The organism is Rhodococcus ruber, assembly GCF_016804345.1.
GTDB lineage: Bacteria > Actinomycetota > Actinomycetes > Mycobacteriales > Mycobacteriaceae > Rhodococcus > Rhodococcus ruber.
This window is the reverse complement of sequence record NZ_CP044211.1, coordinates 3,464,969-3,478,178: the sequence shown is the minus strand read 5'-3', so window position 1 is coordinate 3,478,178 and position 13,210 is coordinate 3,464,969. Positions and strand designations below refer to the sequence as shown.

The following is a 13,210-nucleotide window of genomic DNA, read 5'->3' as shown; positions in this document are numbered from 1 at the left end:
CCGGGTACGCTTACGGGCGATCCGCTGTCCCGGTGGAGCATCCGCTGCTGGATGAACCGAGCACGGTATCCGTGCACGATCGAGAACGAGAAGGACGAGAACTTGAAGCTTCGCAAGATCACTGTCGCCACGGTGGCTGTGGCCGCCGCCCTCACGATGTCCGCCTGCAGCTCGGACGACGGAGGTAGCTCGACCTCGACCTCGGCGAAGACCACCACCAGCACCACGACGGCCGTCGCGCAGTACCCGCCGGTGCCGACCGTCGAGGATCTCAACGCCATGCTGGCCAAGGCGTTCGACGAGACCGTCCCGGCCGAGGAGAAGGTGAACCTCGTGCAGGGCGCCGAGCAGGATCCGGCACTGATCGACCAGGTCGCCGCCGCCGCTGAGCAGGCCGGCGCGCAGATCACCGTCCTGGACGTCAACGACAACCAGAACGGCACGGTCACCGCCGGAATCGAGACCCTGCTGGCCGGTGCGCAGCAGCCCGCCGTCGGCACCGTCGACTTCGTCGCCGAGGACGGCGTGTGGAAGCTGTCGAAGAACAACGCCTGCGCCATCGTCGCGACCGCTCAGCTGCAGTCGCCCGCCTGCGCCTGACGAAGACCGACGCGGCGGCCGGGGCGGAGATTCCGCCCCGGCCGCCGTCACGTCCGGCGGGCGCTCAGGACTGCCAGCGCACCCGGTCCACCAGGGTCTGTGCCAGGCGCGTGGTGCCCGCGGGATCGCTGTAGGCCTGTTCACCGCCGACAGTCAGATCCCCGGCGATCGGGAGCGGCCGGCCCAGGTCGATCGTCATCGTGCCCTCGCCTGTCATCTCGTACCGGTCGATGTTCAACTGGCCGGACCCGTTCGGCAGAGCCCAGGTGGACTCCCGTGGGGTCTGCGTGATGCGCAACTGCACGGTCAGCCGGTCGCCGTCCCGTTCGAGCAGGCTCGCGGTGGCGACCTGATCGAGCGCCATCCCGCTCATCACCTGCTGGTGGATCTCCCACACGGCACCCACGCCGATCTCGTCCTCGGGGAACGACACCATCCGGTACACGGCCTGGTAGAAGGCCTGTTCGATGGCCGAGCGGGCGATGTCCGCGGAGTCCGGGGTGGGGTCGAGCCGCAGCGCGCTCACCGCCCCGGACGGCGACATCGTCAGCCCCGCCTCGGATCCCTCGGCGGGACCGAGCGCCGCGGCGAGGGCCGCGTCCGGGGATGTCGCATCCGCGATCCGCAGGTCCACGAGGCTGCTCGGCGCGGTGTCCGACACGGCTTCGCCCACGGTTGCGGTGAGCGGCAACGTCAGTTCGGGGGTGGAGAAATCCTGCTCCGGCTGATCACCGATCGACTGGAAGACCTGCGAGGACGTCGTGAGCGCCACCTGCTGGGTTGTGCCGGCGGGCGGGGTGAGACGGATCCGGCTGCGCGGCTCGGCCCCCGGGTCCAGGACCACCGCGGTGACCGCGGCGACGGGCACCGTGACCTCCGTCGAGGTCGCCGTCGAGGCAGGGGCCGCGCCGTCGGCGGAGTTGCCACACCCGGCGAGAAGGGTGGTCAGGGACAGGGCCACACCGAGGGAGCGGGCCCTCGGGCGGGCGAATCTGGGCAGCACAGGCACGCACCCCAGGGTAGCCACGGCGGGCGGGGTGGCCGTCGTGCTCCTCCGATGGGGGATGATGACAAGGTGACCGACGACCCCACCGAGCACGATGCCCACCCCGACACCGTCGCGGAACCGAGTGCGTCGGCGCCGGCCGACTCCCCGGGGAAGGATGCGCCCGCGCCGGTCCGGCGACTGCGTGCGCTGCTCGCCCTCGCCGCGGTGGTCTTCGGCCTCGATCTGCTCACGAAGATCCTCGCGGTCCACTACATCGACCCGGCCGACCCGATCTCCGTCGTCGGGGACACGGTGACGTTGACGCTGGTGCGCAACCCGGGTGCCGCCTTCTCCATGGCGACCGGTATGACGTGGCTGCTGACCCTCGTCGCGGTCGCCGTCGTGGTGGGTGTGGTCCGGATCGGCCGCACGTTGCGGTCGGGGTGGTGGGCCCTGGGACTCGGACTCGTCCTCGGCGGAGCGCTGGGTAATCTGGTCGACCGGATCTTCCGGTCCCCGGGCCCGCTGCAGGGGCACGTCGTCGACTTCGTGTCCGTCGGCTGGTGGCCGGTGTTCAACGTCGCCGATTCCGCCATCGTCTGCGGCGCGATCCTGCTCGTCGCGCTGACCGTCTTCGGCATCGAACCGGACGGCTCACGCAAGACCGACTCCGCCCGCAGCAGCAGAAAGGAAGCACACCAGTGAGAGAAACCCGGGCGATGCCCGTCCCCGACGGGCTCGACGGGATGCGGGTCGACACGGGCCTGGCACGGCTGCTCGGCCTGTCGCGCACGGCGATCGCCGCCCTGACCGAGGAGGGTGCCGTCCTCGTCGACGGCGCCGCCGCGGGAAAGTCGGACCGGCTGTCCGCCGGTTCGTGGCTCGAGGTGGAACTGCCCGAGCCGCCGCGGCCGCTGACCATCGAGGCGACCCCGGTCGAGGGCATGGAGATCCTCTACGCGGACGACGACATCGTCGCGGTGGACAAGCCCGTGGGCGTCGCGGCGCACGCGAGCGTCGGCTGGACCGGACCGACCGTGATCGGCGGCCTGGCCGCAGCCGGGTTCCGGATCTCCACCTCCGGCGCCCACGAACGGCAGGGCATCGTCCACCGGCTCGACGTGGGAACCTCCGGAGTGATGGTCGTCGCGACGTCCGAGCGTGCCTACACGGTGCTCAAGCGGGCCTTCAAGCAGCGCACCATCGACAAGCGCTACCACGCCCTCGTGCAGGGACACCCCGATCCGAGCAGCGGCACGATCGACGCGCCGATCGGCCGGCACCGCAGCAGCGACTGGAAGTTCGCCGTCACCGCCGACGGCAAGCCCAGCATCACCCACTACGACACCGTGGAGGCGTTCCAGGCCGCGAGCCTGCTCGACATCCACCTCGAGACCGGCCGCACCCACCAGATCCGCGTGCACTTCTCGGCGCTGCGCCACCCCTGCTGCGGGGATCTGACCTACGGCGCCGACCCGCGCCTGGCGGAGCGGCTCGGTCTCGAACGCCAGTGGCTGCACGCCCGCTCTCTCGGGTTCGCGCACCCGGCCGACGGACGCTGGGTCGAGATCACCAGCAAGTACCCGGCCGACCTCGAGCACGCGCTCGCCGTGCTGCGCAGCGCCTGACCGTGCGGCGCGTGTCCCTGCCCTGGGCGGCGACGGCGGCACTGCTGCTGGCGGTGCTCGCGGCCGGACTGCTCACCCCGCCCCGGCCGGCGACGGTGCGCACCGACACGCTCGGTCCGGACCACGGCGAGGCGGTCGCCGGCTACCTCGCGCGCGCCCAGGCGAGCGTCGAGTCCGCCACCGGCGAACCGCGGTGGGCACTGGTCTCCTTCACTGCGCCGGTGCCGGTCGAGCAGGCGGCGGCGCTGCCGGGAGACCCCCGCATCGCGCAGGTGCTGTTCCGCGTCCCGATCGAGCGGGTGCAGACCCCGCTGGTCGCGGTCGACGTGCCCGAGCACCCGGAGGCGCTGCGGCGTGCGCCTGCCGTCGCGGCGGGCCGACTGCGCCAGGCGGCCGGCGCCGACCGGGCCGCGCGTGTCGCCGCGGTCTCGGCCGATCGCCTCGCGGACGGGTGCGCCTGCGTCGTCGGCGTCGTGGTGCGCGTCGCGCCGGCGGCGGCGACCGAGCTCGCCGCCGCCCCCGGCGTCCGCGCCGTCGAACTGCTGCCGCCGGACGCCGTCGCGGGGGCGTTCTCGGTGAACCCGCTGCTGCCCGAGCACGTCGACGTCGTCGCTCCGGGACCGGACGACGGCGAGCCCTGAGCCCGGTCGGCGGGACAGGCGCGTCGCCACTGGGTACGGTGACGCCGTGGCACGGGTTCTGGGGTACCTCGTGGTGGCGCTGCTCGCCGCGGCCGGTCTGCTGTGGCCGCTGCTCGCCGGGCTCGACACCGGCGAGGCCTCCGAGGCGGCGGATCCGGCGCGGATCACGAACTACAGCGTCGACTACGCCGTCGACGCCGACGGCGGCCTCACCGCCACCGAAACCGTCACGGTCGACTTTCCGGCCGACCGGCACGGCATCTTCCGGTACTGGGACGTCACCACGGGCGCCGACCCGCACGTGCGCCACATCCCCGAGATCGTCTCCGTCGAACGTGACGGCGAGCCCGAACCGTACGAGACGAGCTGGGAGCAGGGCCGCCGACTCGTCGTCGCGAAGATCGGCGACCCCGACGTGTACCTGGAGCCGGGCACCCACACCTATCGCCTCGCGTACACCACGGAGGGGGTCCTCGACCCGCCGGGCGCGGCCGCCGGCACGTTCGACACGGCCGCCGGGACGGCGGCCCCGGTCGGATCGGTCTTCCACTGGAGCGTGGTACCCGGCGGGTGGGAGATGGCCGTCGACCGTGCCGACATCACGGTGCGGCTGCCCGCGGCGTCGGGCGTGGTCGAATGTGCGGCGCCGGGGGCGACCTGCGTCCTCGGCGGGGCCGGCACCGACACCGTGTCCGTCGGCGTGACCGGGCTCGCACCCCGCACCGCGGTGAACGTGCGCATCGGGCTCGGGCTCGACGCCCCGGCCCGGAGCACGGTGCCCTGGTCGGTCGCCTGGGATCCGATCGTCGGCCGGTCGGCGCCGATCGTGGCCCTGGTCGCGGCGTCGAGTCTCCTCGCGTTCGCCGCCGCCGCACGATGGGCCTGGACGGCCCGCGAACCCGAGCCGGGGTTGCCGGTGCTGTACGCGCCGCCGGACGGTTTCGGACCGGTGCAGACCGTCTACGTCGCCTCCGAACGCCCCGGACCTGCACCGCTCGCGGCCACGCTGCTGTACGCCGCAGAGGAGGGGCTGGTCGAGTTGCGTCCCGCCGGGACCGGCAAGAAGTCGGACGTGTGGGAGGTCCGGGGCGTCGCCTCCGCGGACACGTGGGCGGCGACCGATCCGGTGACCCGGGCGGTCGGCGACGCGCTGCAGATCTCGTACCCGGGGGCGGTGCTGCGGGCCGACGGCTCGAAGTCGGCGGGGGAACGGCTGTCGAAGGCGACGACGGAGCTGGCGTCCCAGTGCCGGATCTGGGCCCGCAACGAGGGTCTGGTGGCCCCGTCCACGCGCGAGCGCCTCGGTAAGGCGGCGGTGGTGCTGGCGCTGGTGCTCGCGGTGGCCGGGTTCGCCGTGCCGGTGTGGCCGAGCATGTGGGGCCTGCCGGCGGCGGCGTTCGTGTTCGGGGGCTGGGAACTGCTGCGCCCGGAGGCGGGGACCCGGCGCACCGCGAAGGGCCGCGAGCTGTGGTCGCGTGCCGGCGGGTTCCGGCGCATGCTCGTGACCCCGTCGAGCGAGGACCGCTACCGGTTCTCGGCGGAACAGGACCTCTACACCCGCTACATTCCGCACGCGGTCGCCTTCGGCGTGGCCGAGAAGTGGGCGGAGAAGTACCGCACGGTCACCGGGGCGGAGCCACCGGTGCCGGCGTGGTACCCGTATCCGGTCGGAGTGCACGGATTCGCTTCCGGGGCAGGAGGATTCGACAGTTTCGAGTCGGCCCTGTCGTCGTCGATCGGCGCGTACACCGCGTCCCAGTCCTCGTCGTCGGGCGGTGGTGGCGGCGGCGGCGGTGGTGGTGGCGGCGGGGGCGGCGGCTCCTGGTGACCGAGTGGTGAACGAGGCACCGGCGCGCCCGCACCGGTGCCGGGCAGCGGAAGGAGGGCGGTCCCATGGTGACCGCAGTCGTGATCGTCGTCGTGCTGGTGGTGGTGCTCGTCGCCGTGTTCGTGGTCGGGTTCAACCGGCTGCGCCGCGCCGACGTGCTGGCCCAGGAGGCCCTGGGCGGCATCGACGTGCAACTGAGCCGGCGCGCCGACCTGGTGCCGAATCTCGTGTCGACGGTGCGAGGCTACGCGGCGCACGAGAAGAGCGTGTTCGAGGAGGTCACCGCCGCGCGCACCGCCGCGTCGCGGGCCGCCTCCGGCGGCACGGTGGCGGAGAAGGCCCAGGCCGACGCGCGCCTCGAGAAGGCGATGTTCGACGTGCTCGCCGTCGCCGAGAACTACCCGGACCTCAAGGCCTCGGCCAACTTCCTGGACCTGCAGCGTCAGCTGGGGGAGACCGAGGACCAGCTCGCCTTCGCCCGCCAGTACTACAACGACGCCGCAGGCCGGCTCAACACGTCGCTGAAGACCATCCCGTGGATGTTCTTCGCAGGGCCGGCAGGGGTGCGCGAGCGCGAGTTCTACACCGCCCCGGCGGGCACGGAACTGCCGCCGACCGTGTCGTTCTGATCGCCCCGGCGCGCTCCGGAGCATCCGCCCGCCCTACCGTTGACTGGTGAGCAGCACCGCATCCCGCCCCGACACCGGCATCCTGTTCGGACTCGGCGCCTACCTGACGTGGGGGATGTTCCCCGCGTTCTTCGGCCTGCTCGAACCCGCCGGAGCCGTGGAGATCCTCGCCCACCGGGTGCTGTGGACGCTGCTGGCGATGCTGCTGCTGCTCGCCGTCCTCGGCCGGCTCGGCTCGCTGCGGGGACTGGGGGTGCGGGTGTGGGCGCTGGTCGCGGCGGCCTCCGCGGCCATCGCCGTCAACTGGGGCACCTACATCTACGGCGTGGTCTCGGGTCGGGTGGTCGAAACCGCACTGGGCTACTTCGTCAACCCGCTGGTCAGCGTGCTGTTCGGGGTGCTGTTCTTCCGGGAGCGGCTGCGCCGCGCGCAGATCGCGGCGCTGCTCGTGGCGACCGCCGCGGTGGCGGTGATCACCGTGGACTACGGGCGGCCGCCGATCATCGCGCTCACCCTCGCGTTCTCGTTCGCCCTGTACGGGGTGATCAAGAAGATCGTGCCGCTCGACCCGCGCACCTCGCTGACGGGGGAGGGCGTCGTCGCCGTGCCCTTCGCGGCGGGCTACCTGATCTTCCTCGCCGTCACCGGCACCGGCACGTTCCTCGGTCACGGCGCCGGGCACTCGCTGCTGCTCGTGTCGGCCGGGCTCGTCACGGCGCTGCCCCTGCTGCTGTTCGGTGCGGCCGCCCAGCGGGTTCCCCTGGTCACCCTCGGCATGCTGCAGTACCTGACGCCGAGCCTGCAGATGGCGTGGGGTGTGCTGGTCCTGCACGAGGACATGCCCGCCTCCCGCTGGATCGGGTTCGGGCTGATCTGGATCGCGCTCGCGATCTTCACCGCCGACGCCGTGGCCCGGGGTCGCCGGGCTCGCGGGACGCTCGAGCCGGTCCCCTCGAGTGCACCGCAGTAACACCGGTCACGACACGCCGTCCGGGCCGGTGTGGCGGTCCGATCCCGTCGCCGCGGGGGCCTACACTCGGGATGCTCACAGACCTTCCGGGAGAGGCACGCGTGGCTGACTCGTTCGTTCATCTGCACAACCACACCGAGTATTCGATGCTCGACGGAGCCGCGAAGGTCGGTCCCCTGTTCAAGGAGGCCGAGCGGCTGGGGATGACGGCGGTCGGGATGACCGACCACGGGAACATGTACGGCGCCAGCGAGTTCTACAACGTCGCCGAGAAGCAGGGCATCAAGCCGATCATCGGCATCGAGGCCTACATCGCGCCCGAGTCGCGGTTCAGCACCAAGCGCGTGCAGTGGGGCGACCCGAGCCAGAAATCCGACGACGTCTCCGGCTCGGGCTCGTACACGCACATGACGATGGTCGCCGAGAACGCCACCGGGCTGCGCAACCTGTTCAAGCTGTCGTCGCTCGCGTCGATCGAGGGGCAGCTCGGCAAGTGGGCCCGCATGGACGAGGATCTCATCGCCCACCACGCCGAGGGCATCATCGCCACCACCGGTTGCCCGTCCGGGGAGATCCAGACCAGGCTGCGTCTGGGCCACGAGCGCGAAGCGCTCGAGGCGGCCGCGAAGTGGCAGGAGATCTGGGGCAAGGACAACTTCTTCCTCGAACTCATGGACCACGGCCTGTCCATCGAGCGTCGGGTCCGTGAGGGCCTGCTCGACATCGGCCGCAAGCTCGACATCCCGCCGCTGGCGACCAACGACTGCCACTACGTCACCAAGGACGCCGCCGAGAACCACGAGGCGCTGCTGTGCATCCAGACCGGCAAGACGCTCTCGGATCCGACCCGCTTCAAGTTCGACGGTGACGGCTACTACCTGAAGTCCGCCGCGGAGATGCGGGCGCTGTGGGACGACGAGGTGCCGGGCGCGTGCGACAACACGCTCCTGATCGCCGAGCGGGTCCAGCCCTACAAGGAGGTGTGGACCCACCGGGACCGGATGCCGATCTTCCCCGTCCCCGAGGGGCACACGCAGGCGACGTGGCTGCGCGAGGAGGTTCTGCGCGGGCTCGACCGGCGATTCCCGGACGGCGTGCCGCAGGAGTACCTCACCCGCGCCGAGTACGAGATCGGCGTCATCAACGAGATGGGCTTCCCCGCCTACTTCCTCGTCGTCGGTGACCTGATCAGCCACGCTCGCGAGGTCGGCATCCGCGTCGGCCCCGGCCGCGGTTCGGCCGCGGGCTCCCTCGTCGCCTACGCGATGGGCATCACGAACATCGACCCGATCCCGCACGGTCTGCTGTTCGAGCGGTTCCTCAACCCCGAGCGCGTGTCCATGCCCGACATCGACATCGACTTCGACGATCGCCGCCGCGGTGAGATGGTGCGCTACGCCACCGACCGGTGGGGGGCCGACCGCGTGGCCCAGGTGATCACCTTCGGCACCATCAAGACCAAGGCCGCGATCAAGGATTCGGCCCGCGTGCAGTTCGGCCAGCCCGGATTCGCCATCGCCGATCAGATCACCAAGGCGCTGCCGCCGCCGATCATGGCCAAGGACATCCCGGTCTCGGGCATCACCGATCCGAACCACGAGCGGTACAAGGAGGCCGCCGAGGTCCGGGCGCTGATCGAATCCAACCCGGACGTGAAGAAGATCTACGACACCGCGCTCGGCCTCGAGGGCCTGATCCGCAACGCGGGCGTCCACGCGTGCGCGGTGATCATGTCCTCCGAGCCGCTGATGGATGCGATCCCGCTGTGGAAGCGGGCGCAGGACGGCGCGATCATCACCGGTTGGGACTACCCGTCGTGCGAGGCCATCGGCCTGCTGAAGATGGACTTCCTCGGTCTGCGCAACCTCACCGTCATCGGCGACGCGATCGAGAACATCAAGAACAACCGCGGCATCGACCTCGACCTCGACACGCTGCCGCTCGAGGATCCGCCCACGTACGAACTACTGGCCCGCGGCGACACCCTCGGCGTGTTCCAGCTCGACGGCAGCGCGATGCGGGATCTGCTGCGCCGCATGCAGCCGACCGGGTTCGAGGACATCGTCGCCGTGCTCGCGCTGTACCGGCCCGGACCGATGGGCATGAACGCCCACAACGACTACGCCGACCGCAAGAACGGCCGGCAAGAGGTCAAGCCGATCCACCCCGAGCTCGAGGAACCGCTGAAGGACATCCTCGCCGACACCTACGGTCTGATCGTCTACCAGGAGCAGATCATGCAGATCGCTCAGAAGGTGGCCGGTTACTCGCTCGGACGAGCCGACATCCTGCGCCGCGCGATGGGCAAGAAGAAGGCCGAGGTCCTCGCCGCCGAGTTCGAGGGCTTCGAGGAGGGCATGCTCGCCAACGGTTTCTCCAAGCCGGCGATCAAGGCCCTGTGGGACACGATCCTGCCCTTCGCCGGGTACGCGTTCAACAAGTCGCATGCCGCCGGGTACGGCCTGGTCTCCTTCTGGACGGCCTACCTCAAGGCCAACTACCCGGCCGAGTACATGGCGGGCCTGCTCACGTCGGTCGGCGACGACAAGGACAAGGCCGCGGTCTACCTGTCCGACTGCCGCAAGATGGGGATCACGGTGCTGCCGCCGGACGTCAACGAGTCGCGGGTGGACTTCGCGTCGGTGGGGGAGGACATCCGATTCGGCCTCGGCGCGGTCCGCAATGTCGGCTCCAACGTCGTCGCGTCCATCATCCGCGCGCGGGAGGAGAAGGGCCGGTTCACCGACTTCTCCGACTACCTCAACAAGATCGACGCTCTCGCGTGCTCGAAGAAGGTCACCGAGTCGCTGATCAAGGCCGGCGGCTTCGACTCGCTCGGCCATCCCCGCAAGGGCCTGATGCTCGTGCACGCCGACGCGATCGACGCGGTGATGGGCACCAAGAAGGCCGAGGCGATCGGGCAGTTCGACCTGTTCGGCGGCGCGGATGCCGACGAGTCGGTGACCTCGGTGTTCAACGTGAAGATCCCCGAGGAGGAATGGGACACCAAGCACAAGCTCGCCCTCGAGCGGGAGATGCTGGGCCTGTACGTGTCCGGGCATCCGCTCAACGGCGTCGAGCACGTCCTCGCCCAGCAGGCCGACACCGCGATCCCGACCATCCTCGAAGGCGCGATCAAGGACGGCGCCCAGGTCACCGTGGGCGGCATCCTGGCCTCGGTGAACCGCCGCATCAACAAGAACGGCCTGACATGGGCGTCGGCTCAGCTCGAGGACCTCGCCGGCGGGATCGAGGTGCTGTTCTTCCCGCAGTCCTACTCCGTGTACGGCATGGACGTCGTCGAGGACTCCGTGGTGCTGGTCAAGGCCCGGGTGTCGGTCCGCGACGACCGGATCTCGTTGATCGCCAACGATCTTGCCGTGCCCGACCTGTCTCAGGTGGGGGTGGCCAAGCCGCTGTCGGTGTCGATGCCCACCCGGTTGTGCACCCCTGACAAGGTGGGTGCGCTCAAGAGCGTGCTCACCCGCCACCCGGGTACCTCGGATGTGCACGTGCGGTTGATCTCCGGCAGCAAGGTGACCGTGCTGAAGGTGGACGACAGCCTGCGGGTGGAGCCCTCGTCTGCGCTGATGGGGGATCTCAAAGCCCTGCTCGGGCCGGCCTGCCTGGCGACGTGACCGGCTCCCGGGACGGGGGCGGTCAGGGCTCGCGGCGGTAGTGCAGCAGGCGGGCCCACCACACGACGGTGGCGGTGCCGGCGGCGGCGAGCACGGCGGTCTGCGCGTCCGCGGTGATCGCGAACAGCGCCAGCAGCACCAGGACGGCCGCGACGAGCGCCTCGAGCTTGTACAGCGGCCATGCGGTTCCGGCCACGTCGACGGACGCGGGCCGGCGGCGGACGCGAGCGGGCGAATCCGTCGTCATCTCGACCTCCGTGCGCCTCGGGGAATCCGTTCACCAGGCTACTCGCAGACTTGTGTTCGGGCCACCGAACTTTGCCGATCGCGGGGGTGATGTCGGACCCGGGCGGACGGATCCGCCCGGTGCGCTGCGGCGGAGTGCGCGCCGGTGTTGACTGGAGCCATGCCTCTCACCGGAGAATACGAACCGAGTCCGTCCCAGTGGGCCGCCGATCAGGTGGCGCTGTACGAGGGTTCCGGCGGCACCGAGGGCACGACCCTCAACGGCCGGCCGGTGGTCGTGCTGACCAGCCGCGGAGCGAAGAGCGGCAAGCTCCGGAAGACCCCGCTGATGCGGGTCGAGCACGACGGGGTGTACGCGGTGGTCGCCTCGCTCGGTGGTGCCCCGACGCATCCGGTCTGGTACTTCAACGTCCGGGCGGATCCGCACGTCGAACTGCGTGACGGGCCGACGGTCCGGGACATGACCGCCCGCGAGGTCCACGGCAGGGAGAAGGACCTGTGGTGGCGGCGTGCGGTCGAGGCGTTCCCCGACTACGCCGAGTACCAGAAGAAGACGGATCGGGAGATCCCGGTCTTCGTCCTCGAGCCCCGGTAGCGCGCGGGGTCCGGCGGCCGCGGCAGCGGACGCAGTGGCGAAACCCGCATTGGGGGTTCCGGGTCGGTAGTGGCAGCATGGGTAGGTGACCACTACTTCGCGAACCGCTGATCCGATGCACCTGCCCGCCCTGAGCGTGGCCGACATCGAGGCCGCGGCGGAGCGAATTTCCGCGGTCGTCGCCCCCACACCGCTCGAATACAGCGAGCGGCTCTCCGTCCTCACCGGGGCGAACGTCTATCTCAAACGCGAGGATCTCACCCGCGTGCGCTCGTACAAGCTGCGCGGCGCCTACAACGTCATGGCGCAGCTCTCCCCGGCGGAACGCGAGGCGGGTGTGGTGACGGCCAGCGCCGGCAATCACGCACAGGGCGTGGCCTACTCGTGCCGGGCGATGGGGGTCCGGGGCCGGATCTACGTGCCCACCCGGACCCCTAAGCAGAAGCGGGACCGGATCCGCGCGCACGGCGGGGCGTTCGTCGAACTCATCCCGACGGGTGACACCTTCGACGCGGCCGCCGCGGCGGCCGCGGAGGACGTCGCGCGGACCGGCGCGACGATGGTCGCGCCGTTCGACGACGCCCGCACCGCGGCGGGTCAGGGCACCATCGCCCGGGAGATGCTCGATCAGCTGCCGGCGGCGCCGGACCTGGTGCTGGTTCCGGTCGGCGGCGGTGGCTGCCTGGCCGGCATCGCGGCGTACCTGCACGAGAAGTCGCCGCACACCTCGATCGTCGGGGTGGAACCGGCCGGGGCGGCGTCGATGACCGCTGCCCTCGTCGCGGGCGGGCCGGTGACCCTGCCGGAAGTGGATCCGTTCGTCGACGGAGCCGCCGTGAAACGGGTCGGCGACGTGCCGTACGCGGTCGTCTCCCGGCTCGGCCCCGAGATCGTCTCCCACGCGAACCTGCCGCTGGTCGCGGCGCTGCGCAACGACGGCCTGGGCACCGGGCCGTTCGGGATGACCCAGGTCGACGAGGGCGCCGTGTGCACGGCGATGCTCGACCTGTATCAGAACGAGGGCATCATCGCCGAGCCGGCGGGGGCGCTGTCCGTCGCCGCGCTCGAGGGGCTGACCGTCGCGCCGGGTGCGACGGTGGTGTGCCTGATCTCGGGGGGCAACAACGACGTCTCCCGCTACGGGGAGGTCATCGAGCGTTCTCTGGTGCACCGCGGTCTCAAGCACTACTTCCTGGTGGACTTCCCCCAGGAGCCCGGGGCGCTGCGACGGTTCCTCGACGAGGTGCTCGGTCCCGACGACGACATCACCCTGTTCGAGTACGTCAAGCGCAACAACCGGGAGTTCGGTGCGGCGCTGGTCGGCATCGAACTCGGCACGGCCGACGGTCTGGCGTCACTGCTGGCGCGGATGGACCTCTCGCCGATCGAGGCGCAGCGGCTCGAGCCGGGCTCGCCGGCCTACCGCTATCTCACCTGAGCCGGACGG

The 13,210-nt window shown here is 70.9% G+C and carries 12 protein-coding genes; 10 read left to right on the top strand and 2 right to left on the bottom strand.

Features of this window, described 5'->3' with window-relative positions; all coding sequences use genetic code 11:
- Positions 1-102 precede the first annotated feature (102 nt).
- Positions 103-600, top strand: coding sequence for a WKL family lipoprotein (locus F1734_RS15915; RefSeq protein ID WP_026138151.1), 498 nt, complete (start codon positions 103-105; stop codon positions 598-600).
- A gap of 64 nt (positions 601-664) precedes the next feature.
- Here F1734_RS15915 and F1734_RS15910 read toward each other — a convergent pair whose 3' ends face one another.
- Complete coding sequence (locus F1734_RS15910) at positions 665-1,609, bottom strand: hypothetical protein (protein ID WP_372446869.1); 945 nt, start codon at positions 1,607-1,609, stop codon at positions 665-667.
- 66 nt (positions 1,610-1,675) lie between these two features.
- Here F1734_RS15910 and lspA point away from each other — a divergent pair, with 66 nt between their 5' ends.
- From lspA to dnaE, 7 genes are all read left to right on the top strand, one after another.
- Entirely contained in the window at positions 1,676-2,293 is a 618-nt protein-coding gene (gene lspA, locus F1734_RS15905) for a signal peptidase II (protein ID WP_010594402.1), read from the top strand.
- A 14-nt stretch (positions 2,294-2,307) separates the two neighbouring features.
- Positions 2,308-3,216: an RluA family pseudouridine synthase gene (locus F1734_RS15900; RefSeq protein WP_017682382.1), complete on the top strand. Its 909-nt coding sequence runs from the start codon at positions 2,308-2,310 to the stop codon at positions 3,214-3,216.
- 11 nt (positions 3,217-3,227) lie between these two features.
- The gene (locus F1734_RS15895) at positions 3,228-3,857 is read left to right on the top strand and encodes a hypothetical protein (protein WP_082061290.1); all 630 of its coding nucleotides are present in this window, start codon (positions 3,228-3,230) and stop codon (positions 3,855-3,857) included.
- A gap of 46 nt (positions 3,858-3,903) precedes the next feature.
- Positions 3,904-5,685 carry a DUF2207 domain-containing protein gene (locus F1734_RS15890; RefSeq protein WP_203010781.1) on the top strand — a complete coding sequence of 594 codons (1,782 nt, stop codon included), beginning with the start codon at positions 3,904-3,906 and terminating at the stop codon, positions 5,683-5,685.
- Between the two features lie 65 nt (positions 5,686-5,750).
- On the top strand, positions 5,751-6,314 hold the full coding sequence (locus F1734_RS15885; RefSeq protein ID WP_119699845.1) for a LemA family protein: 564 nt from the start codon (positions 5,751-5,753) through the stop codon (positions 6,312-6,314).
- Between the two features lie 46 nt (positions 6,315-6,360).
- On the top strand, positions 6,361-7,284 hold the full coding sequence (rarD, locus tag F1734_RS15880) for an EamA family transporter RarD (protein ID WP_017682028.1): 924 nt from the start codon (positions 6,361-6,363) through the stop codon (positions 7,282-7,284).
- A gap of 101 nt (positions 7,285-7,385) precedes the next feature.
- A complete protein-coding gene (dnaE, locus tag F1734_RS15875; protein WP_010594408.1) occupies positions 7,386-10,922 on the top strand; it encodes a DNA polymerase III subunit alpha in 3,537 nt (1,178 codons plus the stop codon).
- Positions 10,923-10,944: 22 nt separating this feature from the next.
- On the opposite strand, the gene F1734_RS15870 is transcribed toward dnaE, so the two are convergent.
- Positions 10,945-11,169, bottom strand: coding sequence for a hypothetical protein (locus F1734_RS15870; protein WP_010594409.1), 225 nt, complete (start codon positions 11,167-11,169; stop codon positions 10,945-10,947).
- A 159-nt stretch (positions 11,170-11,328) separates the two neighbouring features.
- Between F1734_RS15870 and F1734_RS15865 the strand changes: the two genes are divergently transcribed.
- Together F1734_RS15865 and ilvA are read left to right on the top strand one after the other, a co-directional pair.
- The gene (locus F1734_RS15865) at positions 11,329-11,763 is read left to right on the top strand and encodes a nitroreductase family deazaflavin-dependent oxidoreductase (protein WP_010594410.1); all 435 of its coding nucleotides are present in this window, start codon (positions 11,329-11,331) and stop codon (positions 11,761-11,763) included.
- 115 nt (positions 11,764-11,878) lie between these two features.
- Entirely contained in the window at positions 11,879-13,201 is a 1,323-nt protein-coding gene (gene ilvA, locus F1734_RS15860) for a threonine ammonia-lyase IlvA (RefSeq protein WP_010594411.1), read from the top strand.
- Positions 13,202-13,210 lie beyond the last annotated feature (9 nt).

Excerpts from the sequence above, each read along its gene's own strand:
- F1734_RS15885 (WP_119699845.1), top strand. The coding sequence starts at position 5,751 with ATGGTGACCGCAGTCGTGATCGTCGTCGTGCTGGTGGTGGTGCTCGTC.
- F1734_RS15900 (WP_017682382.1), top strand. The coding sequence starts at position 2,308 with ATGCCCGTCCCCGACGGGCTCGACGGGATGCGGGTCGACACGGGCCTG.
- F1734_RS15865 (WP_010594410.1), top strand. The coding sequence starts at position 11,329 with ATGCCTCTCACCGGAGAATACGAACCGAGTCCGTCCCAGTGGGCCGCC.
- F1734_RS15870 (WP_010594409.1), bottom strand. The coding sequence starts at position 11,169 with ATGACGACGGATTCGCCCGCTCGCGTCCGCCGCCGGCCCGCGTCCGTC.
- ilvA (WP_010594411.1), top strand. The coding sequence starts at position 11,879 with ATGCACCTGCCCGCCCTGAGCGTGGCCGACATCGAGGCCGCGGCGGAG.